Origin of the sequence: uncultured Aquimarina sp. (genome assembly GCF_947496855.1) — a bacterium.
Taxonomy (GTDB): Bacteria; Bacteroidota; Bacteroidia; order Flavobacteriales; family Flavobacteriaceae; genus Aquimarina.
Genome location: NZ_CANMED010000001.1, coordinates 130,072 through 156,179, shown reverse-complemented (window position 1 = coordinate 156,179; position 26,108 = coordinate 130,072). Strand labels below are relative to the sequence as shown.

The following is a 26,108-nucleotide window of genomic DNA, read 5'->3' as shown; positions in this document are numbered from 1 at the left end:
GCTAATTACTCTATACAGCAGGTAAACGACAACTTGATTATACCGATTACTGTAATTTCAGGATAAACAACCATGAATGTTAGTTATTCTATGAACTCATAATGATCTGAAATAGGAAATATATTTTCTGTAGTATGTATTATATTGCTGGTTGTTTATCCTGAATTTTGTTTTTTTATTCAAATTTTTCAGATTTTAGACGCTCTAGCTTAATTATACCTAATGATTTATTCTCTTATAAAAAATCGCTTTTCTAATCGAATTATTATCCACATATTATATTGGATAGGATTAATTATTTTTTTCGGAATCACTTGGGGGACTTATGATAATGATTATATCCGTTCATTTACAATTCAAACTTTTAGTTTACCTGCAAGAATGACACTCGTATATGTGTCTATATATATCCTATTACCAAGTTTTTTTATCAAACGAAAATTCATTGCTTTCATCATTGCATATATTATGGTACTGTTGATTGTAAGCATTTTTATCCAAAGACCGATTATATTCTTTTATGTACAGCCCAACTACCTTCCTGGATGGCATAGTGAAGGTTATTTTATCATTACAGAATTAGTAAATACTATTTTGGATGTCAATATAGCTGCAGTTATACCTTTAGGAATGAGCTTTTTTAAATTTTATTATAATTCGCAACAAAAAGCGCTAACACTTGAAAAAGAAAAAATAGAAACTGAGCTTATTCAACTTCGTAATCAGGTGCACCCACATTTTCTATTTAACACCCTTAATAGTTTATATGCACTAATTATTAGAAAGTCTGATCTTGCCGAAACTGCTATACTGAAGCTTTCTCGATTAATGCGATATATGCTATATGAGGCTAATGTTCCTAAAGTTTCATTGACTAAAGAAATAGAATACCTAAAAAATTATGTGGACCTTGAGAAATTAAGATTTGAAACTACAATTGATATTAGTTTCAATTCTGAAATGGATAAAGATTATGAAATATCGCCTTTTTTACTAATTCCATTTGTGGAAAATGCATTTAAACACGGGACTTCATCCTCAAAAAAATCTTGGATTGTGATTAATATATTTACTAAGCAAGACGCATTAGTAATGTTAGTAGAAAATGCTAAATTGATTAATAAGAATGAGCAACATGAATTAGTCGGTGGTATTGGGTTCAAAAACGTAAGAAAAAGACTAGATCTTTTATACCCTAATAAATATTCATTAAACATCGAAGATAATGAGTTATCCTATGAAATTATATTGAAAATAAATCTTGCTAAAACTATTCTAAATGAAAGCTGAAATTAAATGTATTGTTGTTGATGATGAGCCACTGGCAAGGGAAATTATCGAAAATTACATTTCCAGAATTGATCATCTGACACTAGTAGCTTCTTGTGGCAATGCATTGGAAGCATTTAATATTGTAGCAAATAAAAGGATTGATTTAATTTTTCTGGATATTCAAATGCCAGACTTAACGGGAATTGACTTTTTAAAAGATTTAACCCCTTCTCCAAATGTTATTTTCACTACTGCTTATAGCGATTATGCTTTAGATGCATTTAACCTGGAGGTTATCGATTATCTATTAAAGCCTATAGAGTTTTCAAGGTTTCTGAAATCGGTTAATAGAGTACTTAAACTTTCAAAATCTACTTCTACTCCACTTGCTCTTTCAAATAATAATAATGATGATGAGTATAACTATCAGGATATTTTTATATATCTCAAAGTGGAGAAAAAAATGCAAAAAATATTTCTAAAGAATATTCTTTACATAGAAAGTTTAAAAAACTATATAAAAATAAAAACTTCTGATAGAGAAATAATTGCGTACAAAAGTATTAGTAGTATTGAAAGTGTATTACCTAGCACACGATTTTTAAGAGTACATCGCTCTTTTATTATTAGTATCGATCATATCGATGCTTTTTCTACTACCGAAATTGAACTAAAAGGAGTCAAAATACCAATAGGTAGAAACTATAAAACTTCTGTAAAAGAAAAACTTGGCTATTTTTAATTATTGTATCGACCTATTTTAAGTTCATCCATTCAGGAATTCATCCACTTCTAAAGAAAATTCTTCTATTTCAACAGAAAAATTTTCTACTGTATTAGAAAAAGAAATAATAAAAATTGCTGACATTATCAGGTATATTTCTGCTACTACATTCATGATTATAATTTTTAATTTCCTGTATTAAAGTTAAACTAAAGACTGTGATATAAACACTACAATATTAGCAGATATCTGTTCGATATTAACGCTAAACACTAAATAGCTGGATAAAAAAAGCAGCGTGGTTAGTGCTGCTTTTCAAGTGGTTGAGTTAATAATAAAACAATTAAATACTAACTTTCTTTATAAACGTTCTATCTTTTAAAGAAAAATATAATTGATACTCTCCTTTTGGCATTTTAGAAAAATCATATGTTCTCTTTAGTATTTTTTCTTCATTACCAATAATCTCTTCTAATACTCTCCATTCACTATCATAGATAGTAAGGTTAAGTGCTGATTTTTCTGTATTATTAAACATCACTTTCATTAAACTGTTTTCCACTTTAACTTGTGGTTTGAATACAGTTACCGCAGAAGTATTAATTAAAGAAACACCTTTTTTGTTTTTCAATAATGGCGTAACTTTTACTTCAAATAATGATTCAGTTTCTACGAAATAAACTCCATCAGGCACATTACCTAGATTAAAATACTTTTGATAATTAGGTGTAGCCTCTAAAGTAACGTTGAACAAAATTTCACCGTCATAATCTTTTAGAAACAATTTTTCTCCTTTTACAACTTCTGTCAATGATACAGTAACCATGGACGAATTGCTTATCTCTACTGATACTCTTCCGGCTGCATTAGCAATATTGCTTGTGGTGATGACTAATGCTAGCAAACATAGGTTAATTACTCTTTTCATAACTTAGGTTTTTGTTGTTGTTAATATTTTACTCTGCAAATATAGCACAGGAATTAGATACAGAAATACATCTATATTTGCATATATATGTTCTATTTTAACATGCTAAATTACTCTGGAACCTTATTGAAGTTAATTTAACATATTGTTTTTGAAATTTCACATTTTATTAACGTAATAAATACGTTATATTTACAAAATAGTTTTAAAAAGGAAAATTCCCCAATATGAAAAAAAGTATTAAACCTTCTCTAGAAAAAATAGTTCCTGAATTTGGAAGTTCTTTTTATTACGAGAATTTTTCTAAAGAGAAAATGAACAAAGCTCCTATTTGGCACTATCATCCTGAAATTGAAATCGTTTACGTTAATGGAGGAACTGGAAAACGACAAATTGGTAGTCATATGTCATATTACAGAAATGGAGCCTTAATGCTTATCGGTTCTAATCTACCTCATTGTGGTTTTACTGATAGCTTAACGCTAAATAAAAGTGAAACAATTATACAAATGTTACCAGATTTTCTGGGCGACTCCTTTTTTAATGTTCCCGAAATGAGTGGAGTCAATCAATTATTGGAGCAAGCAAAAAAAGGCGTTGTATTTCACGGAAATACCAAACGTAGGATTGGAGCTAGAATTGAAGCTCTGGCCATGTTAGATCCTTTTGATAGATTAGTAGGCATTCTTAAAGTTTTTAAAGAAATGCAGCAAACGAAGGATTACTCCATTCTGAATGCGGAAGGTTTTGTTATAGAGACATCATTACAGGATAATAATCGTATTAATCTTATCTTTAATTTTGTTCAGGAAGAATTTACCCGTCAAATTCCTTTAGATGAAATTGCAGGTAAAGTAAGTATGAGTGTTCCTGGGTTTTGTAGATACTTCAAAAAAAATACTGGGAAAACCTTTATTCAATTTGTAAATGAATATAGATTGGTACACGCTGCTAAATTATTACACGAAAAACAAACCAGTATTACGGATATTTGCTATGAAAGCGGTTTTAGCAATTTTTCCCATTTTAATAAACTTTTCAAGCAATTTTCTGGAAAAACACCAAGTACTTACAGAAATGAACTTAAATATGTGGTTTCTTAGATAATATCGATTGCTCCTTTTCCTTCTCGTATAAGAACTGGTTCGCCACTGGTAAGATCAATTACAGTAGAAGCCATATTATCTCCATAACCTCCATCGATTATAATATCCACAAGATTATCCCATTTTTCGAGTATTAATTCCGGATCTGTGGTATATTCAATAACTTCATCTTCGTCATAAATCGATGTAGATACGATAGGGTTTCCTAAATTCTCTACAATAGCTTTACAAATATCATTATCTGGGACACGAATCCCTACCGTTTTTTTCTTCTTAAAAACCGTCGGCAAATTATTACTACCAGGGAGTATAAAGGTATATGGTCCCGGAAGCGTTCTTTTTAATAATTTGAAGGTGCTATTATCTATTTGCTTTACATAATCAGACAAATTACTTAAATCACTGCAAATAAAAGAGAAATTAGCTTTGGCAAGTTTTACTCCTTTAATACGAGCAATACGCTCTAAGGCTCTATTATTAGTAATATCGCATCCCAAACCATAGACGGTATCTGTAGGGTAAATTACCAGTCCTCCTCCACGAAGGCAATCAACTACTTTTTGCACTTCCCTTGGATTTGGGTTTTCGTTATATATTTTTATAAGTTCCGCCATACTAGTTCTAAGTAGTATAAAGATACAGTTTTATACTATATTTTCATCCTAAAATACTTGTATTTACGTTTAGTAAAAAAAGCTTTTGTGTATATTAATGATCAAGCCATTTGGTTTATTTGTAGATATAAATACTATATTATCTGTGTTTTCGTATTTTTTGTAATCAAATAAATTACTTTCGCATATAAAATACTTTCAAAAGTGACTTTTAGAGATTTAAATTTAAGTACACAACTTCTCAATGCGCTGGATGATTTGGGGTTCGAAGTACCAACTCCAATCCAGGAACAAGCATTCTCCACGGTAATGTCCGGGAAAGATGTTGTAGGAATAGCACAAACAGGAACTGGTAAGACATATGCATATATGTTGCCAATATTACGAATGCTGAAATACTCTGTACAGCAAAACCCAAGAGTTTTGGTCCTTGTTCCTACCAGAGAATTAGTAGTTCAGGTAGTAGATGAAATTGAAAAACTTTCTACCTATATCAATCTTCGAGTTACTGGAGTTTATGGTGGAACTAATATCAATACCCAAAAACAAGCTGTTTCTGAAGGCCTGGATATCGTAGTGGCAACACCTGGTCGTCTATACGATCTTGCCGTAAGTAGAGTATTACAACTTAAATCAATTCAAAAAATAGTGATTGATGAAGTGGATGTAATGTTAGACCTTGGGTTTAGACATCAGTTGATGAATATTTTTGATATACTCCCTCAACAACGGCAGAACATTATGTTCTCTGCTACTATGACGGATGAAGTTGATCTAATGATTACAGAAATTTTCACAAATCCTAAAAGGATATCGGTTGCAAAAAGTGGTACACCCTTAGAAAACATAGAACAGTTTGGTTATAAAGTACCAAATTTCTATACAAAGGTAAATTTATTAGAGTACTTACTTTCTGATAAAGAAACTTATCACAAAACGCTCATATTTGTCGGCTATAAAAAAATTGCTGACCGTCTATTCGAAGCATTAGAAAATAAATACAAAGAAGAAATCTGTATTATACATTCTAATAAAACACAGAATTATCGATTAAGAAGTATTGAACAGTTTAGAAAAGGAGAAAATAGAATCTTAATAGCTACGGATGTAATGGCTAGAGGTTTGGATATAGAAAATGTAAGTCAAGTAATTAACCTCGACACTCCAGAATATCCTGAGAATTATATGCATAGAATCGGTAGAACTGGTAGAGCAGAAAAAGAGGGGGTTTCTTTTGTTCTGACGACCGAAAAGGAACAAGAATATCTGGATGCTATAGAGGGTTTAATGGAAATGGAAATAAAACAACTACAATTACCAGAAAACGTAGAAATATCTGAACAACTCACTCCAGAAGAACAACCTAAGGTTAAAGAAATATACAACCCTCATAAACGTCCTAATGATGAAACTGGTGAGGCTTTTCATGAAAAATCTGCAAAAAACAGTAAGGTAAACCTTGGAGGCTCTTATCAACGTATTATAAAAAAGAAATATAAAAAACCAAAAACCAAGGGCGATAAAACCTTTAATCTTAAGCATAAGAAGAAAAAGAAGAAATAACACCAAACAAATGGCTTCAATATTCGGACATGCGTTAACCGCTTATGCATTAGGTAAAGGCTTTAAGAAAGAAATCGTTACCTGGAAATTTTGGATATTAGGTATTATCTGTTCTATATTGCCGGATGCAGATGTGATTGGTTTTAAGTTTGGAATAGCCTACGAAGATTTTTGGGGACATCGTGGATTTTCTCATTCATTAGTATTTGCCTTGCTATTAGGTATTTTAGTTACACTTGTATTTTATAATAAAAAAATTATAAGTCGAGTTGGTTTAGCACTTATCGTATATTTTACAATCTGTACTGCATCCCACGGAATATTAGACGCACTGACCTCTGGAGGATTGGGGATTGCCTTCTTCTCCCCTTTTGATGATACTAGATATTTCTTTCCATGGAAACCTATTCAGGTATCTCCGATTGGGGCTAGTAAATTTTTTAGCATATGGGGCATTAAAGTATTGTTAAGTGAATTAATCTGGATCGGAATTCCAGCTGGTATTTATATCTTAGTGAATACATTTTTCAGAAAAAGAAATGAAGGATCTAAACTTTAATAATAAGAAATTTCATCTCCTTGAAAATTCAGAAAACGGTAAAGTAAATACTGAAACTGTTTTTGAGTACAAGCAAGATGGAAATCTAGTAACGGCAGATTATAGTGGTGGGACCATTCGATATGGTAAAATCATTGCTCATTTAAATGCCAATCAATTGTTTATGCTATATCAATGCTTAACCAATGATAATGAATTAAAAGCAGGAAAAGCTATCGCGGATATTACATTCACGAAAAAAGAAAAAATCAAATTAACACTAAACTGGGAATGGCTGAATGAAGAAAGTGAAAAAGGTACTTCTGAATATATCGAATATTAATCTATCTAACCATATAAAAGATACCATAAAACTAGTTGTTATTGTTGTTTTAGTGTCCATTCTTGGTTCTTGTAAAAAAACATATAACCCTGAGAATATTCAAATTTCTGAAGATCTTCAGATGATCAAGTTAAATAATCATAACTATATTCACATTTCATATATTACATTAAAAAATGGAGCTACCTTTCCTTGTAATGGATTTGTATATCTTAATAACAATGAAGCCTATGTTTTTGACAGTCCAGCTACCGACAAGGCGACAACTGAGTTGATTAGTTGGTTACGAAATGAGCAAAAAACAACTATAAAAGGCGTTGTTTTTAATCATTTTCACGAGGATTGTACTAAAGGAATCGAAATTTTTAAGAAATATGATATTACAACCATTGCCAGCAACAATACTAAAAAACTTATGATCCAGAAAGGAATTCCAGAACCTGATCAAACGTTTGACAATTATTTAGAATTAAAACTACAAGACAAAATTATTATCAACTCATTCTTTGGAGAAGCACACAGTGAAGATAATATCGTATCTTATTTTCCTGAAGAGAGCATATTATTCGGAGGATGTATGATCAAGAGTATAAATGCTAAAAAAGGAAATCTTACTGATGCTACTATAAATGAATGGTCCAAAACGGTGACTAAAATTAAAGAAGCATATCCGAATCTAGAAACTATAATTCCCGGACACGGTACTTATGGTGATCAAAGCCTTTTAGACTATACTATTTCCCTTTTCAATACTGAAAATTAGACTATGCGAGAATTTCAAAATAACAATACATCAAAAGATAAAAAAAAACCAAAAGTTTCGATTTTACAGGCCTTTAAAACGATAATTTGGCCAAGGCGTGGTTTGGTATTTATTGGGCTTATTCTAATTTTTTTCAATCGAGTTGCTGGTTTGGTTTTACCTTGGAAAAGCAAAACTCTTTTAGATGATGTAGTACCAAGTAAGGATATGGGACAATTGTATGAACTACTAATTATTGTAGGGTCTGCGATATTAATTCAAGCAACTACCTCATTTTTGTTAACCCGAGTTTTAAGTGTACAGGCACAATTTTTAATTTCTGAACTTAGAGCACAAGTACAGAAAAAAGTATTGACACTGCCAATTAGTTTTTTTGACAATACAAAATCAGGAGGTTTAGTCTCCAGAATCATGAGTGATGTAGAAGGTGTTCGTAATTTAATCGGAACTGGATTAGTTCAGCTAGTAGGTGGCATATTTACTGCTATTGTATCCGTGGTTTTACTAGTTGACATCAATGGATGGATGACACTTTTTGTTATTATCCCTATAACCCTATTTGGTATTGTAGCTCTAAAAGCATTTAAATATATCCGTCCAATTTTTAGAGTTAGAGGAAAAATTAACGCTGAAGTGAAAGGAAGATTAACGGAAACACTCGCTGGTGTTAGAGTGATTAAAGGTTTTGGTGCAGAGGAGCAAGAAAGTAAAGTCTTTGAAGAAGGTGTAGATCGTTTATTTCAAAATGTAAAAAAGAGTTTAACCGCTACGGCATTAATGACTAGTTCCTCTACCTTTTTATTAGCAGGTATCGCCACAACAGGAATTATGGGAATTGGTGGATACTACATGATGGAAGGAACTATGACAGCAGGACAGTTTTTATCCTTCACTATGTATTTAGCATTTATGATTGCTCCTATCGTACAAATGAGTAATATTGGTAGTCAACTAACTGAAGCTTTAGCTGGTCTTGATCGCACCGAAGAATTGATGAATATGGATCCTGAAGAAGATCCTGAAAATCGAACAATACAATTAGAAAATATTAAAGGAGATATTATCTTCGACGATGTATCTTTTGCCTATGAAGAAGGAAAAGAGGTATTACATAACATTAGTTTTAGAGCTACTTCTGGAACAGTTACTGCGTTAGTAGGAAGTTCTGGTTCTGGTAAATCCACAATTGCCGGCTTATCAGCTACTTTCCTTAATCCGAAATCTGGTCTTATTACTATTGATAGTCACGATATTTCCAAAGTAAACCTTAGCAGTTATCGAAGAAATCTGGGAGTTGTATTACAGGATGAATTCTTATTTGAAGGTACAATTCGAGCAAATATCTTATTCCCCAGACCTAATGCTTCAGAAGAACAATTACAAAAGGCAATAAAAGCTGCTTATGTAAATGAATTCACAGATCGTTTTGATGAAGGATTAGATACTTTAATAGGAGAACGTGGTGTGAAATTATCCGGAGGACAAAGACAACGTATAGCTATTGCCCGTGCAATTCTTGCAGATCCAAAAATCATAATTTTGGATGAAGCTACCTCCAATTTAGATACAGAAAGTGAAGCACTAATACAGAAAAGTTTGAGTGAATTAATGAAAGGACGTACTACTTTTGTGATAGCACATAGATTAAGTACAATCAAAAAAGCAGATCAAATCTTAGTCATTGAATCTGGAAATATTGCCGAAAGAGGAACTCATGAGGAACTGATCGCTTCAGAAGGTAGATATTTTGATCTATATACCTATCAGTCTAGAATTTAGATTAATTCTTAACTCAAGATTTAATATTTTTAGAAATATTAAAATATAAATCTATGAAAGAAAACAATATAAGAGGCGGAGACGCTCCTATTCCTTGTCAGTTAGAAGCCGATAAGAATTACGCTTGGTGCACTTGTGGACATAGTGTAGATCAACCATTCTGTAATGGTAACCACAAAAAAGAAAAAGCAACGAATCCTATAATTTTTAGTGTAGACGAAGCTAAAGAAGCTTATTTATGTACTTGTAAGAAAACTAGTAATCCACCCTATTGTGATGGTTCTCATAAAAACTAATTAAGACTCTAACTCTATATTGTATATTATAATTGATAGATTCTATATAAAGTTATTTTTTTAAAATAATTGATGTTTTCATTTTTTTGAGATGAAGTAATACTTAGTAATAAGTGCGCTTTTCATGATCTGTTTTCTACTACTTTAGCAGTATCAATCTATTGAATATCTTGGCTTAACAAAATAATATCTTTGGATAAAAACTCTCTATAATTAGGAACTGACGAGTGTCCTAAAAATGGAGCATGAAAAAAAGAAGGAGTATCGTTCCTCCATATCAAAGCGTAAGTGATACTACTACTTCTTATTGCTTTATAAAGACTTTCTGTCCACCAATCATTTTGTGTTACATTTTCTAATCCCGTTTCAGTAAGTGCAAAAAGCATGTTTTTACTAGTGGCTATATCTTCCACTATCTGTAAATTTATTAAAGCACTTTGTAAAAAGTTTCCATTCTTAAAATCATATACATCGATACCTAACATATCTACATAATCATCTCCTGGGTAATTCCTCATATATTCCGAGGAAGACGAAACCCAGTTAGGCGCATATATATAAATAAGATTATGTACATCTAAGTCTTCGGATAAAATAGTGACTGTATCTCTGTAAAGTTGAATATACTCTTCTGTAGTTCTAAAACCTTCTCCCCAATAAAAAAAATCACCATTCATCTCATGCCACGGTCGAAACAATATTGGAATTGGATTTCCTTCAGAATCTTTTAAGTTTTTAAGCAGTATTGAGGCTTTTGTTAAGTTATCTAAAAATTTGTCTCTATACATTCCTCCTTCTAACATATCGGGCACTACCGCTGTTAAAACACCCGCTGAATTATTTGGGTTTACCATATGCCAAGTCATGGTAATGATACTTCCATTTTCGTGAGCATCTACAACTGTTCTAGTGAATTTTTCGATAAATTCATCAATAAATAGAGAATTTTGTAGGCTTATCAATTCCAGATCAAAACCAGCAATTGCTGGGTAATCATTAGCTACTTCTATAAAATCTTGATCGAGTCTATCTGGCATAGGAAAATTATTACCTGTACCAAAGGGTTCTTGTTGACCAAAAGCAATTCCATTTTGCGTTGATGTTAGTAACCTAGCATATAAATCTTTAGCTTCCTGACATAAATTATCATCAGCAAAAACACCATCATTAATAAGTATAGGTGGATTCCTTTCAGCATTAGGATCAAATAAACTTTCTTCATCAGTAGAACAGTTTACAAAAACCAAAACAATAAATACTGAAAAGATTTTCTTCATAATCTTTTAGTCGGTTAAACCTGTTAACCTTACAGACAAAGCTTTTTATACAGCAAATTTTCTACAGAAGAAAATTTGCTGTATCATTCCTATGCTAAGAATTAAAATATAAAGAGATCATTTGGTGTATTTTACTTTTTTATAAAATTCACCTTGTTTCCATTTAATTCTAAAATCATTTTGTTTTCAATAGGGTTAAAATTTAACAATGCTCCTGCTCTATCTGATTTAAATCCATTTTTTGTATAAGCTTCTAAAGGAAATGTAGGTCCATCCTTTGCTTCAACGATTAGGACTGTATTATCTTTTCTAATAGTAATCTGAAAAGGAAATGACTCGCTAGTGTAAACCCCTAAATAAACATCTAAAGCTTCAGTTTTTAATTGTATTTTCCCTTCAAACTTTGGAAGTTCATACGCTTCATCATAGTAACTTTTCAATACATTAACGATAAAATTATTTGGAGACATCACGACTCCATTTCCTATATATGAAATAGTTATTTTATCATCTGGCACATACAATGTAAGTGATTGGAATCCATCTATACCTCCATTATGTCCATATGCTTGTTTATCAAAAAACGTTTCCCCTCCTAGCCCAATTCCCATTCCGGTAGATGTATCTATCATTTGTTCTAAAGAAATTTTGGATACTAATTTTCCAGAAAATAAACTGTCATAAAATGTATTTAATTCTGTTGGTGTAGAAACTATTGCACCTGCACCTACTGGAACACTCATATCGGTTGCATTTTCTACCAATCTCCATTGAGTATCTTCTCTTACATATGATAATGCCTCATTTCCTTTTGTATTAATTTTTCTACCATAGTTGGTTCTTTTTAAACCCAAAGGCTTTATAATTCTTGATTCCAAAATTTCCGAATAGGTTTTACCCTCAATTTCTTCGGCTATATAAGAAAGTAACAAATAGTTCGTATTAGAATATGCAGTTTTTTCATCTGGCTGAAAATCAACCTCTCTTTTTACTATTCTATCTAACATTTGTTTCCTAGTATTTGGAACCAACATCCATTTCATAAAATCTTCATCTTCGGTTAAATTAAATAAACCACTGCGATGACGTAGCATGTGTTCTATTGTGATCTTATTAGCATTAGACACTTCTGGAAAATAATCAACTAAAAAAGTGCCTAAGCTTAATTTCTTTTCATCTACTAACTGCATAATCAAAGTAGCTGTGAAAGTTTTAGTAATAGAACCAATTCTATATTTAGTTTTTGAATTTGAAACAATTTTATTTTCTACATCAAGATATCCTATGGAGTTTTTATAGACTTCTTTTCCGTTTTTATAAATAGAAATGCTACCCATTCCTTGATTATGAATTTCTAACAGATTAAATAAGCTATCTATTCTTTCTTTGTTAAATGTTTGTGCTTGTATGGTCGGGATGTTCATTAAAAGAACCACTATTATTATTTTTTTAATCATATCTTGCTTTTTTATGTATTAAAAAATGCTACAACTAATTATCTGATCAAAAAAAAATTCGATCAAAAATTCAGATGTCTTTTTTTAGTTTTAAATATCTATACAACCAGATAAGGTTATATATTTTCTATTGGTAAGTAGTTTTAAGAAATCTCTATTATTCCGACTCTTTACCGATCCAAGTGAAGATAATTGTCGCAACCCTTGATATTACAAAAACAAGACAACCAAACATAGTAGGTAACGCAGAAACTTTAAGCCCTCCTGCTAATCGTGCTGTAGAAATTTCACCTAAAAACTCGATCGTATCTAATGCTTGTACCAAACCAAGTAACTGACCCAAAACTCCCCAGACCAATATCATAAGACCAATAGAATTAATTATTTTAATATACTTAATCGGAAGGTTTTTTCCTTTTTTCAAAATTATAACATTCCTGATAATTAAGAACAACACCAAAAATAGTGTTGCTAATATTGGTAACATAAAAAACAATCCTCCATCATGTAATAAATGAACTGTATGAGCGATAAACGAATGACTTTCTACTGATTCATTAATAATTAGTGATACCATGGGTATAATTTTTTTAAATTAAACATACTCAAAACTACTATCTAAAATTCTCAGACTATTTTTTTTTCGCTCAATTACCAGATTCAAGGAACTTTTAACTTAATCTATACTGCATATGGAAATATTCTGTAGACTTAGCTAAAAAGAGTCTTAATTCGGTTATTCATCCAAAAATAAGGTTTGAAAAACAAAAATTACGGATATTGCACGCTAATATGGTTTCTAGAGATTTTATCCTTAAAAAAATTGTCAAACTACTATTGCATATCATCTTTTGGGTGGCTGTGCTATTATGTTATAGTTATTTTTTTGGTCATAATACAGAGAATATTAATTATGTTTTTTCTTTCTCTCTATTTCTAATGCCAGTAACTATTGGTACTACATATACAGCTACCGAAGTCTTAATTCCAAAATACTTAATCAAAGAAAAATATCTTCTATTCATATTATATTGTGTATATACCATCATCATTTCTGCTTTCTTTATTGTCATTTCGTTCTTTTATGGGTTGATTTTTTTATCATCCCTTAAATATGAAGGAATGGCTCCAATGACTAGAAGCCCCTTATTCCCTTTTATTGCGGTTTATTTCGTTGTTTTTATCGCTAGTGCTTTGAGCCTAGCGCAACATAATTACAAATCTACCTCTGATAACCAAGAACTTAAAAACAGAATTTTAGAAGCCCAATTAAAGCTTAAAGAACAGGAGTTGAATTACTTAAAAATGCAAATACATCCACACTTCTTATTTAATACTTTAAATACTTTATATGGTTTTGCTTTAAAGAAATCTGAAGATACTCCGGAAATGATATTGAAACTTTCCAATTTATTAGACTATCTACTCTACCAATCTGATAAACCCTTAGTTTCTCTACAAGAAGAAATAAATCATATCGAAGATTATGTAGCTTTAGAAAAAATGCGTTTTAGTGATGTGCTCGATATCTCTTTAGATTTTGAAAATATAAAAAGTACCTCTCAAGTAGCTCCGATGTTACTAATTCCTTTTGTAGAAAATAGTTTTAAACATGGACAGATTACAAACCAAAAATTATCCATACACATGTATTTAAAATGTGTCGATAATGAAATTCACTTTTTAATAAAAAATTCTGTTCACACTTTTACAGAAAAAGATAAAAACGGAATAGGATTAAGTAATATAAAAAAACGATTATCATTAGTATATAAAGAAGATCATGAGCTTAAAATTTCGAAAGATCAGAATTGGTATACTGTGGAATTAATCTTAAAAAATCTAAAAATACCTACTAATGAGTTCTAATATATCATGTATCATAGTAGATGATGAATCTACTGCAAGAGATATTATTGCAAACCATTTAGCAAAAATCGATCGTATCGAAGTTATTGCTACTTGCAATAATGCGCTAGAGGCTTTTAATCATATTAACTCACAAAAAGTAGACCTTATATTTCTAGATATTAATATGCCAGAAATATCTGGGATTTCTTTTGCCAAATCTATTAATAAGGAGATAAAAATCATATTCACTACTGCATATAGAGAATACGCCATTGATGGATTTGACCTACACGCAGTAGATTATTTATTAAAACCGATTTCTTTTGAACGTCTTCTAAATGCAGTAAATAATTACTTCGAGATACATCATAAAGCTTCGCCAGTAAAAACTCTGGAAGTGAAACCAAATGATTTTATTTTTGTCAGATCCGATCGAAGGATGAAAAAAGTAGATTTTTCAGAAATAATTTATGTAGAAAGTTATAATGATTATCTAAAAATTCACTGTGATAACGCTACTATCGTAACCAGAGAAACAATCAGCAACATCGAAGCTAAACTACCTATCCAACAGTTTATGAGAACACATCGTTCTTTTATAATTTCTATAAATAGAATAGATTCTTTTTCTAATGAAGAACTGGTTCTTAATAATAAATCAATCCCAATCAGCAGAAATTATAAAACTGAAGTTCTTAATAGGTTAGAAACTATGTAAATTCTTTTTTTGGCTGTATTTAAATTCCGTTTAGGCAAAACACTTTATCAAACAATTATTTTTTTTATTATCGAACTTATTTAGAGAATCTATCTATCAATTGTAGTTCCTCTTCAGAAAACTGGAGTTGTTCCAGAGATTTTACATTTTCTTTTAACTGATCTGCTGAACTAGCTCCAATAAGTACAGAGCAAACCTGTGATTTCCTCAGAATCCATGCGATTGCCATCTGTGATAATTTTTGCCCTCGTTGATTTGCTATTTCTGTAAGCCCTTGAATTTTTTCTATCTTACTGTTTAACTGATTTTCATCTAAATAGGTAAAACTCTTAGCTACTCTAGAGTTCGTTGGTATTCCTTTAAGATATTTATCCGTAAGCATTCCTTGGGCAAGTGGAGAAAATGCAATACATCCTGTTCCTGTTTCTTCTAAAGTATCTAACAAACCTTCTTCTATCCATCTATCAAAAATCGAATATCTAGCTTGATGTAATATAAACGGAACATTCATTTCTTTTAATAATTTGGCCGCTCTGGCGGTTTCTTCTGGTTGATAATTAGAAATACCTATATATAGTGCTTTTCCTTGTCTTACAATATCAGCTAATGCCGTCATCGTTTCTTCTAATGGTGTTTCAGGATCTGGTCTATGGTGATAAAAAACATCAACATAATCTAATCCCATACGCTGAAGACTTTGATCTAAACTCGCTATTAAATATTTTCGAGATCCCCAATTTCCATAAGGACCAGGCCACATATCGTATCCAGCTTTTGTAGCAATAAAAAGTTCATCTCTATATGATAGAAAATCTTTCTTATACAGCAACCCAAAATTTTCTTCTGCAGATCCATACGATGGCCCATAATTATTAGCAAGGTCAAAATGAGTAATCCCCAGATCAAAAGCACATCTAAGAATTTCTCTGGCATTATGAATACTATCTACAGACCCGAAGTTATGCCATAAACCCAAAGATATCGAAGGTAAAAGCACTCCACTTCTACCAGATCTTCTGTATTTCATGGTATTGTAACGTCCATCACAAGCAGTATATTCTTTAATTCCAGTTTTATCATTACTATGCATAATATCATCTTTTGGAAAATCAAATATATTATTTTACAGATTACATTAATTATTTTTAATCATTATTAATTATAAAAATTGCAACTTTCTTTTTGTGCTTAAAGTCTTTTAGGGAAACCTTAAAACTTTTATAAATGAAAAAATTAATTTTACTCTTATTAACTGTTGTTATCTTTTTTTCTTCTTGTAATAATAATGATGATGATGAAGAAGTTATAATTAAAGAATACATCTTACAAGAAGCTAACAACTCTGGAATTAGTGGTTCTATATTTTTTATAGGGTCTTCAGTCTATGATGACATATTCTCGATAAAGGTACATCTCACTGGTGCTGAATTAGAAGAATCTTACACAGCTAATATCCATAACAATTCACTATCAAATGGCGGTGATGTTACATACTTACTTGGGGATTTTTATGATATAGAAAATTCTGACTTAATGATAAGTTCAACTAATTTTGATTCATTAGATCGATTAGTTATTGAAAATGAGATTTTAGATTATCCGGGGTTAACTACCTTCGATGGTCATATTACGATTTTTAATAATGATGATCCATCTATCGTGGTTGCTGAGGGAAATATAGGGAATAACTTATAAGACGATAATAGCTAGAAAAAATAAAAAGCGAACTATATTCTAGTTCGCTTTTTTCATATCTAATATTTTTATAAAAACTATACGTGTAGAGCTCTATTATCAGTTGCAGCTAAAGCTGCTTCTTTTATAGCTTCTGTAAACGTTGGATGTGCATGAGACATTCTACTTATATCTTCCGCAGATGCTCTAAACTCCATAGCAGTAACTGCTTCTGCAATTAAATCCGCACAACGAGCTCCAATCATATGCACTCCTAAAACCTCATCGGTTTTCTCATCTGCTAATATCTTTACAAAACCATCTAAATCTGCACTCGCTCTTGATCTACCCAATGCTCTAAATGGAAACTGTCCTGATTTATATTTAACACCAGCTTCCTTCAATTCTTCTTCAGTTTTTCCAACAGCTGCAACTTCTGGCCACGTATATACTACACCAGGAATTAAATTATAATCAATATGCGGCTTTTGCCCTGCCATAATTTCTGCAACAAAAGTTCCCTCTTCTTCAGCTTTATGAGCTAACATCGCTCCTTTTACCACATCTCCAATTGCATATATATTCTTAACCGAAGTTTGTAAATGATCATTAACTTCTACTTGTCCTCTATCAGTAAGCTTCACTCCTGCTGCTTCCACATTTAAGCCATCAGTATACGGACGACGACCAACAGAAACCAAACAGTAATCTCCTTTAAATTCTACAGGGTTTCCTTTTTTATCATCTGCTGTAACTGTTACTTCCTTAGCAGTAGCTTTTACTCCAGTTACCTTATGAGACGTATAAAACTTGACACCTTGTTTTTTCATCACTTTTTGTAGTTCTCTGGATAAAGCTTTATCCATTCCTGGAATAATTCTATCCATATACTCCACTACTGAAACCTCAGCTCCTAGACGACGATATACTTGTCCTAATTCCAACCCTATAACACCACCACCTATAATAACCATATGTTTAGGTATCTCTTTCAGCTTTAATGCTTCTGTAGAAGTAATAACTCTTTTCTTATCTATGGTAATAAAAGGTAATGAAGAAGGTTTAGATCCTGTAGCAATAATGATATTCTTAGCTTCAATAGTTTCTACAGACTTATCAGACTTCGTAATATTCACATGTGTTGCATCTTTAAAAGAACCAACACCTTCATATCGCTCTATCTTATTCTTTTTCATTAAAAAATCAACACCACCAGTTGTTTGATCCACCACTGCTTGCTTTCGGGCAATCATTTTTTCCAGATTGATCTTTACATCTCCTGGAATTTCGATTCCGTGATCTGCAAAATGCTTTACAGCATGTTCGTAATGGTGCGAAGAATCTAATAATGCTTTACTAGGAATACACCCTACATTAAGACAAGTTCCTCCAAGTGTAGAATATTTTTCGATTATTGCAGTTTTCATACCTAGTTGTGCGCAACGGATAGCTGCAACATATCCACCAGGTCCTGAGCCAATTACGGCTACATCGTATGTACTCATAAGAGATTATTATGTTGACGTATTAAAATATAAACGTTTAAATAGTTCTTATTCTGAAAATAAGATTAACAAATGTACAAATGTTTTACTTCTTATAGAAGGGATGATCTTGTCAAATTTTTATTAAAAAAGCAATATTAGTACTGATTAAAAAGTTATACATTTAGTCCGTTAATACACTTTTAAAAAGTATACCCTTATTTTGATGAAGTTATTAATCATATTTTAATAAACATAGAAACTAAATAATGCGTTATTTATCTACTCTTCTCTTACTTGCTATTATCATTTTATGGAGTTCTTGTCGTAAAGATTTTGAAGCTGACCCCAGCACTGGTAACTTACAATTTTCTTCGGATACTTTATTTCTAGATACTGTTTTTACTAATATTGGTTCCAGTACCTATAGTTTTAAAGTTTATAACCGAACAAACAATGATCTTAATATTCCTTCAATAGCTTTAGAGAGAGGTGAAAACTCTAATTATCGTCTTAATGTAGATGGTATTCCGGGTAAATCATTTGAAAATATTCAGGTACTTGCCAAAGACAGTATTTTCGTTTTTGTAGAAACCACTACGGATATCACCCAACAAACAGGTGACTTAGAATTTTTATATACCGATCGTGTGCTTTTTGACCCTATTGGAAATCAACAGGACGTGGATTTAGTAACACTGGTTAAAGATGCGGTATTTCTATTTCCTTCCAGAGATGATGAGGGTATGGTAGAAACACTTCTTCTCGGAGTTGATGACAACATGGAAGAAATACGAATTGAGGGGTTCTTCTTAGAAGATGACGAACTCATCTTTACTAATGAAAAGCCTTATGTGATCTATGGATTTGCCGCGATTCCATCAGATAGAACATTAACGATCGAAGCTGGAGCAAGAATACATTTTCACGATGGATCAGGAATTATTGCTGCTAATAATGCTACTTTATTAGTGAATGGAGAAATTAGTACTGATCCCGATACTTTGGAAAATGAAGTAATCTTCGAGAGTGATCGGTTAGAGCCTGGTTTTAGTGATGTTCCAGGTCAATGGGGATTGATTTGGCTTACAGCAGGTAGTACAGGTCATGTGATCAATCATGCTACCATAAAAAACGCTACCGTAGGTATATTAATGGATTCTAATGATGGAGGAATAAATCCTACCCTTACAATTAGCAATTCACAAATCTATAATACTTCTGCTTATGGTATATTAGCTAGGACAGCCAACATTATGGGAGAAAACGTGGTGATAAACAATGCAGGAATATCTTCTTTATATGCTTCTTTTGGAGGAACCTACAATTTTAATCATTGCACATTTGCCAACTACTGGAATTCTAGTTTTAGAGAAACTCCTTCCGTTGCTATTGATAACCTTTTTCTAGTTAGAGATGAAAATGGTAATATTACAGAAATTCTTACTACTGATTTGTTAGAAGCTAATTTTACAAATTGTATAATTTATGGGAATGAAAACTTAGAACTAGGAATTAACAGAGCTGAAGGAACTGTTTTTAATTATAATTTCCAGAACAGTTTGATTCGTTTTAATGACTTTAATGGACAGTTTTTAGATAATGAATTATATGATTTTACAAATACTGGTTTATACGAAAATGTTTTTTTAAACGAGGATCCTGATTTCAAAGCTCCTTTTGATAATTTATTAAATATAGGTGAAGATTCTGCTGCAAACGGTCAAGCTAATACTCCATCTTCTGGAAATGATATTTTAGGGATACCAAGAAGTACCACTGTTCCTGATATTGGTGCTTATGAAAGTGTTACTTTTGAAATGGATGGAAATTAAAATTCAAACATAAAAATAACGCTGTATAGGACCTTCACTTCTAAAAATAACTAATTATATATTCTTGAAGTAAGTTTTATTATGAGAACGTCATTCTTCTTATTTATTGACAAAAGTGATTCTAATTTGATAAAAGAACCATTTGTCTAAATAGTTTATCCAAATCATATTCTACCCAAACTAAACGGGTAGTTTTTTTTGATTTTTTTAGATTATATATTCCTTTACTTTCTAATTGATCAATTTATATTTACCTTGAAATTACTTTAATTTTTTAGTTCATATGAATCCATATATTTTTCAATCCGAGAGACTCGGTTTTCGTAACTGGACACGAGATGATATAGATCCACTAGCAGCCATGAACAATGATGATGATGTGATGGAGTTTTTTCCTTTTAAACCTTCCAGAAAAGATACAAAAGAGTTCATACTAAGAATGCAAAAACAGTTTGCTAAAAATGACTTTTGTTATTTTGCAGTGGATATTCTTGATTCTAAAGAATTTATAGGATTCATCGGACTCTGTGAACAAAGTTATTTAGAAGATCAAGATACATTTGTAGATATCGGTTGGCGGTTAAAAAAAAGTATCTGGAATCAAGGCTATGCTACTGAAGGTGCTAAAGCCAGCTTGGATTTTGGGTTTAATACGATTGGTTTGGATCGTATTTACTCAGTTGCTTCAGAGATTAACTTAAAATCTGAATTGATTATGAAAAAAGTCGGAATGACTAAAGTGAAGGTTTTTGATCATCCTAAGTTAACTGATTATACAGATTTAGTATCTTGTGTATTATATCAGAAAATGTAATAGTATGAAGTCTATATTTCAAAAAATCTTTATAATTTTTATTGTAGGCGGTATAAATTTTTTATCAGCTCAGGAAGAAAAACTTCACCAAAAGATCAATCAAGATATGTATGGTAGCTTCTCTGAAGCTTATGAAAATTTAGATTATCCCCTATTTGCGTCAATTCATAGTAAAGAGATGATTAGAATAACCGGTGGTAATGGTGGTGAAATTAAAGATGTGGAAAAATATCTGGAAAGATCTCAAAAAAGATGGAGCGACCCTAAAACGAAAGCATCACCTATAGATTTTAGATTATTTGAGAGAGTGACTTCGGACTCATTAGTATCTGACCGAGGTATTTATCGAGTAACCTATAGAAGCGATAAAAGTGGAACGGAATATTCTTATGGACAATTTCATGTAGTCCTAAGATTAGAAGGTGGTTTCTGGAAAATACTGATAGATTATGATTCTAATGAAAAAAACACTGTAAATAAACAATCTTTTGATGATGCTTTCTCCCTTTCAGACTATAAAAAATACTGGAAGCATAAATAATAATGAGCTTTACCGCTACATTTAAAAAATTCTATCGTTAATTAAAGTGTATGAAGAAAATAACCAGAAAAATAAGAGTACTGCTTGTACTATCTCTAGTATTACTCAATATAGGGTGTGATCAGGTATCAAAGACCGTAGTACGACAAACTATTGCTCCCAATCAAAGGATTGAAGTATTTCAAAATAACCTAGTACTTACCAAAGTCGAAAACAGAGGTGCTGCCTATAGTTTAGGATCTGATCTAGCACCTGTACTAAAAATAATTTTTTTACAGATTTTACCTATTATCGTTCTGCTATTCTTACTAAGGCTCATTCTTATCAAAACAAGTTACTCTAAAGAAACTATACTTGGTTTTACTTTTATAATTGGAGGAGGAATTGGTAATCTTTACGACCGCATCGTTTACGGATCTGTAACCGATTTTATGATTATGGACTTAGGGTTTATAAAAACTGAAATATTTAATATGGCAGATGTCTCTATTATGATTGGCTCATTTATCATATTAATCACAGTACTTTTTAATAAAAAAGGATCATTCTTTAAAGAAGTAAATGCATAATATGAGTTGGATCAAAGAAATTTCGTTCGAAAATGCTACTGGTCAACTAGAACGAATATATAATCGTGTCAAAGGCCCCAATAATAACATAGATAATGTTTTATCTATTCATAGCCTACGCCCTCATACGTTGGTAGGTCATATGGGCTTGTACAAAAACATACTCCATAATGTTAATAATACCTTACCGAAATGGTATCTAGAAACACTAGGTGTTTATGTAAGTCATCTCAATCAATGTAGCTATTGCGTAGATCATCATTCGGCTGGATTGAAACGTTTGTTAGCTGATAATAATAAATTCAAGAAAATTATAGCGTGTATTCAAGATGGTGAAATGGATTCTTTTTTTAATGATCGATATCTGGAAGGATTGCTATACGCTAAAAAATTGACATTATCACATCATACGATTACTCAATCAGATATTAAGAACCTTAGAAAATATAGTCTAACAGACGGAGAAATTCTAGAGATCAATCAGGTTGTGAGCTATTTTAACTACGTAAACAGAACCGTGGTTGGTCTTGGTGTAAATACCGATGGCGATATCATTGGCTTATCTCCCAACGATAGTAATGATCCGAATAATTGGGGGCATTCTTAAAATGTTGATCCGAAATTTTTTAATTCTTTTTTTTAGTAATTAATTTATTTATACTGATTGTTCCTCTACTACTTAATAAATCCTTGGTTTAATAAGTATAACTATTAAGTATCCGATTATAAGCCCGATAACTGAAAATATTAAATCATTAACGTCGTATACATTATTACCTCCTAAATTGTGGAGTTTTAACTCTTGAGTTATCACATAAACTCCAGCTATTATTGGAGCCATCGCATATATAAGATTTCTTTTGATTTGTCTTTTTCTACCTAGTGTTCTGAGATTCAAGTAAAGTCCAATACCTGTTAATATTAGTGTTCCAATAAAAGCTTCAAAGAAGTTTGGCAGTGATAGTAAAGTGATTTTTATCCATTCAGGAGAATCACTATTCAAAACTGTAGGGCGGATAAATTTAAAAACCAAAAACAGAATGACAAGGAAAACCTGAATTCGTACTAACTTTAATATATCAGTCATTTCTGATTGTTATTATCTGTTATGCATAAGATTAATTGTGTTTAAACAACTAATTTAATGATTATAAAAAGAATGAAAAATACACCAAGATTTTTATGAGTAATACAAATGATACTAAAAAAGCGCTAACCAATTGGCTAGCGCTAATACTGTTATTTTTTATACATTATTATAATAAGCGATTTTTAATCATAAACCGCATTTTCGGCAATTTTTCTATTCTTTTCCAAATCTGATTTAACACTGTCTAACTTCATTCCTATTGTCATTAGTGCTACTTTTCCAAGAGGTAAACGAAGTGTTGGGTTTTCAGAATTAATCAAGTTGATAATCGCTTTAGACGCTTTTATAGGATCGCCTTCTTGTTTCCCGTTTACACCTTTTAATTTAGTCCTAAACGCGCCTGCTGTTTCAGAATAATCATCAATTACATTTTCTGCCTGTCCAAGTCCATTACCTGCGAAATTCGTTCGGAATGGACCTGGTTCGACTATTGAAACCTTTATTCCTAAAGGTGCTGCTTCCTGTGCCATTGCTTCACTAAAACCCTCTAAAGCAAATTTACTTGCATTGTAGATTCCAAAACCTGCAAAAGCCTTGATTCCTCCGTGAGATGAAATCTGAACAATGTGTCCTCTTTTTTCTTTACGCATATATGATAAAACAGTCTGTGTCATTTTTAATGTTCCAAAAAAGTTTGACTCAAAAACACTTCTCACTTCTGCCAAAGACGTTTCTTCTACAGCACCTACAAATCCTATTCCAGCGTTGTTAACTAACACATCTATTTTACCATAATCAGCTATGATTTCCTCAACACAATTTTTAACGCTCTTTTCATTGGTAATATCTAATAGCATTGCTTTTGCATTTTTAGTGTGTTTTTTGTTGAATTCTTTAACTTGTGATTCCTGTCGAAATGTACCAATTACAAAATCTCCTTTTTCAATAACAGATTCGGCAAGTGCTTTACCTAATCCACTCGATATTCCTGTGATTAACCAAATTCTATTTTTCATTGTATTATTTTTAAAGCGTTAATAATCTCTGATACTTCTACACGGTTTCTGTAGTCGCCACCTAAAGATTTTGCAAAAGAAATCGTAGTATCTTTTTCGATAATAAAAACCGCAGGAATTGGCAGTTCTCTGGAATCATCAGAGTAATGCGCATCAAAATCAAATCCAAGTTCTGTCATTGTATCTACAGGCGCATGGGCATTTGTAAAAACAGTTGTGTACTTTCTAGCAACAATATTTCCGTTATCACTCAAAACCTCAAAATTCAATTCATTTTTTTCTTTTACGCTCAATGACTCATCAGGTATCTGAGGTGAGATAGCGACTAATTCTGCTCCTAATGCTTTAATTACTGATAATGAATTTTGATAGTGTGCTAGCTGAAGATTACAATAAGGACACCAAGAACCTCTATAAAAAGTAAGAATAACTCTCCTTTTTTTCAGTAAATCAGAAAGTTTAATGATTTTGTTCGTTGCATTTGAAAGTAAAAAATCCGGTGCTTTTTCACCAACCTTAAGTTTTAGAATTGATTTATGATTTAATTGTAAATTTTCTGCATCCTTGTCAAAAATGTTAAGTGCATCCTTAGGAAGCATAGTTCCTAAATTTGTGCGCAGATCCTTTAAGTTTTCTTGATAAGAGTTTGTTTTGGTTTTCATTTTACTTTGCTTTAGATGAAGTCAAAATTGACTTTACAAAGTTGCAGTAATACACCACCTTAAAAAATGAACTGGATTAGGAAATTATCTTGAACTAGTTCAAGATTTTGTAGTGAGACGTTTACGTATTTTACTTAAAAACTCGGGTGACATTCCAAGATATGAAGCTAAAGTATATTGAGGTACTCTTTGTACAATAGAGGGATATCGATTAAAAAAGTCCAAGTAACGTTCTTCGGCTGACTTACCAAGATTGGATAAAACTCTCCGCTGAGAAAAAGCGAATGACTTTTGCGCAACCAATCTAAAAAAACGTTCAAATTTTTGATTTTTATCACAAAGATTCTCAACATCTTCATAAGTAATTTGCTGAACCGTTGAATCTTCCAAAGCTTCAACAAATAAAGACGCAGGACTTTGATTTACATAACTGTTAAAGTCACTTATAAACCAATCTTCTATTGCAAACTGAATCGTATGTTCTATTCCTTCATCATTTACAAAATAACTTCTAAAAGCTCCTTTTAATATATAAGTCTGATGCGAACAAATAAAATTCGGTTGCACAATAAACTGTCTTCTTTTTATTTTTGTTGTTCTAACAATTGAAATAAATTGTTGCTCATCGTCTTCATCTAAAGAAACGTATCGCTTAATATTGTTTAATATGTTTTTGTAATCTTTCAATATTTCTTCTAATTTTCAAGCTATTTAGTTCAATATTTAAAAAAAGTATAATGTAATACATAAGTCTATACTATTAGTATCAAAAAAATTGACTAATAAAATTAATTTTACTAGACATCATTGTTAATTTCAATCCAATATCCATTTGGGTCTTGAAAGTAAACCTGTTTAACTCCATCTTTTCTTATGTAATCTTTGTTTAATGTACCAAGCCAATCAGAGTAGTCTATTTTTAGTTCTTTTAGATACATTACGAATGAATCGAAGTCAGATGTAGTTAAAGCAAAATGAACAGCCTTATCGGTTTTTATCTCAGAATTTGGACGAGGAATCAGATGCAGCTGTTTACCATCCCCAAAAGATAGCCACCTAGTTTTAGAGTCAGAAGCAGTATTCTTAATTTCTTTTAGTTGAAGTACCTTTTGATAAAATTCAATAGTTTTGTCTACATCTTTTACGGAAAGTGCTATATGATTAAATAAAAAAGTATTCATTTATTAGAATTTA

Annotated in this window: 30 protein-coding genes; 17 read left to right on the top strand and 13 right to left on the bottom strand. The window is 31.4% G+C overall.

Annotation, left to right across the window (positions count from 1 at the left end; translation table 11 throughout):
• Positions 1-222 precede the first annotated feature (222 nt).
• Both Q0921_RS00785 and Q0921_RS00780 read left to right on the top strand, forming a co-directional pair.
• Positions 223-1,290, top strand: a complete 1,068-nt coding sequence (locus Q0921_RS00785) for a sensor histidine kinase (protein ID WP_299251830.1) — start codon at positions 223-225, stop codon at positions 1,288-1,290.
• Entirely contained in the window at positions 1,280-2,014 is a 735-nt protein-coding gene (locus Q0921_RS00780; RefSeq protein ID WP_299251827.1) for a LytTR family DNA-binding domain-containing protein, read from the top strand. The genes Q0921_RS00785 and Q0921_RS00780 overlap by 11 nt, the downstream gene beginning before the upstream one ends.
• Positions 2,015-2,038: 24 nt before the next feature.
• Here the strand turns inward: Q0921_RS00780 and Q0921_RS00775 are convergent, their stop codons facing one another.
• Positions 2,039-2,170, bottom strand: coding sequence for a hypothetical protein (locus Q0921_RS00775; protein WP_299251824.1), 132 nt, complete (start codon positions 2,168-2,170; stop codon positions 2,039-2,041).
• A 169-nt stretch (positions 2,171-2,339) separates the two neighbouring features.
• Complete coding sequence (locus tag Q0921_RS00770) at positions 2,340-2,924, bottom strand: hypothetical protein (RefSeq protein ID WP_299251821.1); 585 nt, start codon at positions 2,922-2,924, stop codon at positions 2,340-2,342.
• A 227-nt stretch (positions 2,925-3,151) separates the two neighbouring features.
• On the opposite strand from Q0921_RS00770, the gene Q0921_RS00765 reads away from it, so the two are divergent.
• On the top strand, positions 3,152-4,027 hold the full coding sequence (locus Q0921_RS00765; RefSeq protein ID WP_299251818.1) for an AraC family transcriptional regulator: 876 nt from the start codon (positions 3,152-3,154) through the stop codon (positions 4,025-4,027).
• Here the strand turns inward: Q0921_RS00765 and Q0921_RS00760 are convergent.
• Positions 4,024-4,644, bottom strand: a complete 621-nt coding sequence (locus tag Q0921_RS00760) for an L-threonylcarbamoyladenylate synthase (protein ID WP_299251815.1) — start codon at positions 4,642-4,644, stop codon at positions 4,024-4,026. The genes Q0921_RS00765 and Q0921_RS00760 overlap by 4 nt on opposite strands.
• Positions 4,645-4,848: 204 nt before the next feature.
• On the opposite strand from Q0921_RS00760, the gene Q0921_RS00755 reads away from it, so the two are divergent.
• The 6 genes from Q0921_RS00755 to Q0921_RS00730 are packed head-to-tail and all read left to right on the top strand — an operon-like array spanning position 4,849 to position 9,926.
• On the top strand, positions 4,849-6,207 hold the full coding sequence (locus tag Q0921_RS00755; RefSeq protein WP_299251812.1) for a DEAD/DEAH box helicase: 1,359 nt from the start codon (positions 4,849-4,851) through the stop codon (positions 6,205-6,207).
• A 10-nt stretch (positions 6,208-6,217) separates the two neighbouring features.
• Positions 6,218-6,766 (top strand): metal-dependent hydrolase, encoded by a 549-nt coding sequence (locus tag Q0921_RS00750; protein ID WP_299251808.1) that lies wholly within the window; start codon positions 6,218-6,220, stop codon positions 6,764-6,766.
• Entirely contained in the window at positions 6,747-7,088 is a 342-nt protein-coding gene (locus tag Q0921_RS00745) for a hypothetical protein (protein WP_299251805.1), read from the top strand. Before Q0921_RS00750 ends, Q0921_RS00745 begins: the two co-directional genes overlap by 20 nt.
• Positions 7,045-7,851: a subclass B1 metallo-beta-lactamase gene (gene bla / locus Q0921_RS00740; RefSeq protein ID WP_299251802.1), complete on the top strand. Its 807-nt coding sequence runs from the start codon at positions 7,045-7,047 to the stop codon at positions 7,849-7,851. Before Q0921_RS00745 ends, bla begins: the two co-directional genes overlap by 44 nt.
• A 3-nt stretch (positions 7,852-7,854) precedes the next feature.
• Positions 7,855-9,630: an ABC transporter ATP-binding protein gene (locus Q0921_RS00735; protein WP_299251799.1), complete on the top strand. Its 1,776-nt coding sequence runs from the start codon at positions 7,855-7,857 to the stop codon at positions 9,628-9,630.
• 53 nt (positions 9,631-9,683) lie between these two features.
• Positions 9,684-9,926 (top strand): CDGSH iron-sulfur domain-containing protein, encoded by a 243-nt coding sequence (locus Q0921_RS00730; RefSeq protein WP_299251796.1) that lies wholly within the window; start codon positions 9,684-9,686, stop codon positions 9,924-9,926.
• Positions 9,927-10,084: 158 nt separating this feature from the next.
• Here Q0921_RS00730 and Q0921_RS00725 read toward each other — a convergent pair whose 3' ends face one another.
• The 3 genes from Q0921_RS00725 to Q0921_RS00715 all read right to left on the bottom strand — a co-directional run bounded on the left by Q0921_RS00725 (position 10,085) and on the right by Q0921_RS00715 (position 13,237).
• Positions 10,085-11,203, bottom strand: a complete 1,119-nt coding sequence (locus Q0921_RS00725) for a glycoside hydrolase family 26 protein (protein WP_299251793.1) — start codon at positions 11,201-11,203, stop codon at positions 10,085-10,087.
• Positions 11,204-11,334: 131 nt separating this feature from the next.
• Entirely contained in the window at positions 11,335-12,660 is a 1,326-nt protein-coding gene (locus tag Q0921_RS00720; RefSeq protein ID WP_299251790.1) for a serine hydrolase, read from the bottom strand.
• A 157-nt stretch (positions 12,661-12,817) separates the two neighbouring features.
• Positions 12,818-13,237: a MotA/TolQ/ExbB proton channel family protein gene (locus Q0921_RS00715; RefSeq protein ID WP_299251787.1), complete on the bottom strand. Its 420-nt coding sequence runs from the start codon at positions 13,235-13,237 to the stop codon at positions 12,818-12,820.
• Positions 13,238-13,440: 203 nt separating this feature from the next.
• On the opposite strand from Q0921_RS00715, the gene Q0921_RS00710 reads away from it, so the two are divergent.
• Both Q0921_RS00710 and Q0921_RS00705 read left to right on the top strand, forming a co-directional pair.
• The gene (locus tag Q0921_RS00710) at positions 13,441-14,529 is read left to right on the top strand and encodes a sensor histidine kinase (protein WP_299251784.1); all 1,089 of its coding nucleotides are present in this window, start codon (positions 13,441-13,443) and stop codon (positions 14,527-14,529) included.
• Complete coding sequence (locus Q0921_RS00705) at positions 14,519-15,229, top strand: LytTR family DNA-binding domain-containing protein (RefSeq protein WP_299251781.1); 711 nt, start codon at positions 14,519-14,521, stop codon at positions 15,227-15,229. Before Q0921_RS00710 ends, Q0921_RS00705 begins: the two co-directional genes overlap by 11 nt.
• 76 nt (positions 15,230-15,305) lie before the next feature.
• Here Q0921_RS00705 and mgrA read toward each other — a convergent pair whose 3' ends face one another.
• The gene (gene mgrA, locus Q0921_RS00700) at positions 15,306-16,319 is read right to left on the bottom strand and encodes an L-glyceraldehyde 3-phosphate reductase (protein ID WP_299251777.1); all 1,014 of its coding nucleotides are present in this window, start codon (positions 16,317-16,319) and stop codon (positions 15,306-15,308) included.
• Between the two features lie 134 nt (positions 16,320-16,453).
• Here mgrA and Q0921_RS00695 point away from each other — a divergent pair, with 134 nt between their 5' ends.
• Complete coding sequence (locus tag Q0921_RS00695; protein ID WP_299251774.1) at positions 16,454-16,924, top strand: hypothetical protein; 471 nt, start codon at positions 16,454-16,456, stop codon at positions 16,922-16,924.
• A 77-nt stretch (positions 16,925-17,001) separates the two neighbouring features.
• Here Q0921_RS00695 and lpdA read toward each other — a convergent pair whose 3' ends face one another.
• A complete protein-coding gene (gene lpdA / locus Q0921_RS00690; protein ID WP_299251771.1) occupies positions 17,002-18,408 on the bottom strand; it encodes a dihydrolipoyl dehydrogenase in 1,407 nt (468 codons plus the stop codon).
• A 248-nt stretch (positions 18,409-18,656) separates the two neighbouring features.
• On the opposite strand from lpdA, the gene Q0921_RS00685 reads away from it, so the two are divergent.
• From Q0921_RS00685 to Q0921_RS00665, 5 genes are all read left to right on the top strand, one after another.
• Positions 18,657-20,222, top strand: coding sequence for a hypothetical protein (locus tag Q0921_RS00685; RefSeq protein ID WP_299251769.1), 1,566 nt, complete (start codon positions 18,657-18,659; stop codon positions 20,220-20,222).
• A 283-nt stretch (positions 20,223-20,505) separates the two neighbouring features.
• Entirely contained in the window at positions 20,506-21,036 is a 531-nt protein-coding gene (locus Q0921_RS00680; protein ID WP_299251766.1) for a GNAT family N-acetyltransferase, read from the top strand.
• 4 nt (positions 21,037-21,040) lie between these two features.
• On the top strand, positions 21,041-21,577 hold the full coding sequence (locus tag Q0921_RS00675; protein WP_299251763.1) for a hypothetical protein: 537 nt from the start codon (positions 21,041-21,043) through the stop codon (positions 21,575-21,577).
• 50 nt (positions 21,578-21,627) lie between these two features.
• Complete coding sequence (gene lspA / locus Q0921_RS00670) at positions 21,628-22,146, top strand: signal peptidase II (RefSeq protein ID WP_299251760.1); 519 nt, start codon at positions 21,628-21,630, stop codon at positions 22,144-22,146.
• Between the two features lies 1 nt (position 22,147).
• Positions 22,148-22,753 carry a carboxymuconolactone decarboxylase family protein gene (locus tag Q0921_RS00665; protein WP_299251757.1) on the top strand — a complete coding sequence of 202 codons (606 nt, stop codon included), beginning with the start codon at positions 22,148-22,150 and terminating at the stop codon, positions 22,751-22,753.
• A 72-nt stretch (positions 22,754-22,825) separates the two neighbouring features.
• On the opposite strand, the gene Q0921_RS00660 is transcribed toward Q0921_RS00665, so the two are convergent.
• The 5 genes from Q0921_RS00660 to Q0921_RS00640 all read right to left on the bottom strand — a co-directional run bounded on the left by Q0921_RS00660 (position 22,826) and on the right by Q0921_RS00640 (position 26,095).
• Positions 22,826-23,233: a hypothetical protein gene (locus Q0921_RS00660; RefSeq protein WP_299251754.1), complete on the bottom strand. Its 408-nt coding sequence runs from the start codon at positions 23,231-23,233 to the stop codon at positions 22,826-22,828.
• Between the two features lie 185 nt (positions 23,234-23,418).
• Entirely contained in the window at positions 23,419-24,252 is an 834-nt protein-coding gene (locus Q0921_RS00655; protein WP_299251751.1) for an oxidoreductase, read from the bottom strand.
• Positions 24,249-24,914 carry a peroxiredoxin-like family protein gene (locus tag Q0921_RS00650; RefSeq protein ID WP_299251748.1) on the bottom strand — a complete coding sequence of 222 codons (666 nt, stop codon included), beginning with the start codon at positions 24,912-24,914 and terminating at the stop codon, positions 24,249-24,251. The genes Q0921_RS00655 and Q0921_RS00650 overlap by 4 nt, the downstream gene beginning before the upstream one ends.
• A 99-nt stretch (positions 24,915-25,013) precedes the next feature.
• Positions 25,014-25,601, bottom strand: a complete 588-nt coding sequence (locus Q0921_RS00645; protein WP_299251745.1) for a Crp/Fnr family transcriptional regulator — start codon at positions 25,599-25,601, stop codon at positions 25,014-25,016.
• Between the two features lie 110 nt (positions 25,602-25,711).
• On the bottom strand, positions 25,712-26,095 hold the full coding sequence (locus Q0921_RS00640; RefSeq protein WP_299251742.1) for a VOC family protein: 384 nt from the start codon (positions 26,093-26,095) through the stop codon (positions 25,712-25,714).
• Positions 26,096-26,108 lie beyond the last annotated feature (13 nt).

What these genes read in the sequence shown, in the direction of transcription:
- Q0921_RS00785 (WP_299251830.1), top strand. Translation starts at nt 223, where the DNA reads ATGATTTATTCTCTTATAAAAAATCGCTTTTCTAATCGAATTATTATC.
- Q0921_RS00780 (WP_299251827.1), top strand. Translation starts at nt 1,280, where the DNA reads ATGAAAGCTGAAATTAAATGTATTGTTGTTGATGATGAGCCACTGGCA.
- Q0921_RS00775 (WP_299251824.1), bottom strand. Translation starts at nt 2,170, where the DNA reads ATGAATGTAGTAGCAGAAATATACCTGATAATGTCAGCAATTTTTATT.
- Q0921_RS00770 (WP_299251821.1), bottom strand. Translation starts at nt 2,924, where the DNA reads ATGAAAAGAGTAATTAACCTATGTTTGCTAGCATTAGTCATCACCACA.
- Q0921_RS00765 (WP_299251818.1), top strand. Translation starts at nt 3,152, where the DNA reads ATGAAAAAAAGTATTAAACCTTCTCTAGAAAAAATAGTTCCTGAATTT.
- Q0921_RS00760 (WP_299251815.1), bottom strand. Translation starts at nt 4,644, where the DNA reads ATGGCGGAACTTATAAAAATATATAACGAAAACCCAAATCCAAGGGAA.
- Q0921_RS00750 (WP_299251808.1), top strand. Translation starts at nt 6,218, where the DNA reads ATGGCTTCAATATTCGGACATGCGTTAACCGCTTATGCATTAGGTAAA.
- Q0921_RS00745 (WP_299251805.1), top strand. Translation starts at nt 6,747, where the DNA reads ATGAAGGATCTAAACTTTAATAATAAGAAATTTCATCTCCTTGAAAAT.
- bla (WP_299251802.1), top strand. Translation starts at nt 7,045, where the DNA reads ATGAAGAAAGTGAAAAAGGTACTTCTGAATATATCGAATATTAATCTA.
- Q0921_RS00735 (WP_299251799.1), top strand. Translation starts at nt 7,855, where the DNA reads ATGCGAGAATTTCAAAATAACAATACATCAAAAGATAAAAAAAAACCA.
- Q0921_RS00730 (WP_299251796.1), top strand. Translation starts at nt 9,684, where the DNA reads ATGAAAGAAAACAATATAAGAGGCGGAGACGCTCCTATTCCTTGTCAG.
- Q0921_RS00725 (WP_299251793.1), bottom strand. Translation starts at nt 11,203, where the DNA reads ATGAAGAAAATCTTTTCAGTATTTATTGTTTTGGTTTTTGTAAACTGT.
- Q0921_RS00720 (WP_299251790.1), bottom strand. Translation starts at nt 12,660, where the DNA reads ATGATTAAAAAAATAATAATAGTGGTTCTTTTAATGAACATCCCGACC.
- Q0921_RS00715 (WP_299251787.1), bottom strand. Translation starts at nt 13,237, where the DNA reads ATGGTATCACTAATTATTAATGAATCAGTAGAAAGTCATTCGTTTATC.
- Q0921_RS00705 (WP_299251781.1), top strand. Translation starts at nt 14,519, where the DNA reads ATGAGTTCTAATATATCATGTATCATAGTAGATGATGAATCTACTGCA.
- mgrA (WP_299251777.1), bottom strand. Translation starts at nt 16,319, where the DNA reads ATGCATAGTAATGATAAAACTGGAATTAAAGAATATACTGCTTGTGAT.
- Q0921_RS00695 (WP_299251774.1), top strand. Translation starts at nt 16,454, where the DNA reads ATGAAAAAATTAATTTTACTCTTATTAACTGTTGTTATCTTTTTTTCT.
- lpdA (WP_299251771.1), bottom strand. Translation starts at nt 18,408, where the DNA reads ATGAGTACATACGATGTAGCCGTAATTGGCTCAGGACCTGGTGGATAT.
- Q0921_RS00685 (WP_299251769.1), top strand. Translation starts at nt 18,657, where the DNA reads ATGCGTTATTTATCTACTCTTCTCTTACTTGCTATTATCATTTTATGG.
- Q0921_RS00680 (WP_299251766.1), top strand. Translation starts at nt 20,506, where the DNA reads ATGAATCCATATATTTTTCAATCCGAGAGACTCGGTTTTCGTAACTGG.
- Q0921_RS00675 (WP_299251763.1), top strand. Translation starts at nt 21,041, where the DNA reads ATGAAGTCTATATTTCAAAAAATCTTTATAATTTTTATTGTAGGCGGT.
- lspA (WP_299251760.1), top strand. Translation starts at nt 21,628, where the DNA reads ATGAAGAAAATAACCAGAAAAATAAGAGTACTGCTTGTACTATCTCTA.
- Q0921_RS00665 (WP_299251757.1), top strand. Translation starts at nt 22,148, where the DNA reads ATGAGTTGGATCAAAGAAATTTCGTTCGAAAATGCTACTGGTCAACTA.
- Q0921_RS00660 (WP_299251754.1), bottom strand. Translation starts at nt 23,233, where the DNA reads ATGACTGATATATTAAAGTTAGTACGAATTCAGGTTTTCCTTGTCATT.
- Q0921_RS00655 (WP_299251751.1), bottom strand. Translation starts at nt 24,252, where the DNA reads ATGAAAAATAGAATTTGGTTAATCACAGGAATATCGAGTGGATTAGGT.
- Q0921_RS00650 (WP_299251748.1), bottom strand. Translation starts at nt 24,914, where the DNA reads ATGAAAACCAAAACAAACTCTTATCAAGAAAACTTAAAGGATCTGCGC.
- Q0921_RS00640 (WP_299251742.1), bottom strand. Translation starts at nt 26,095, where the DNA reads ATGAATACTTTTTTATTTAATCATATAGCACTTTCCGTAAAAGATGTA.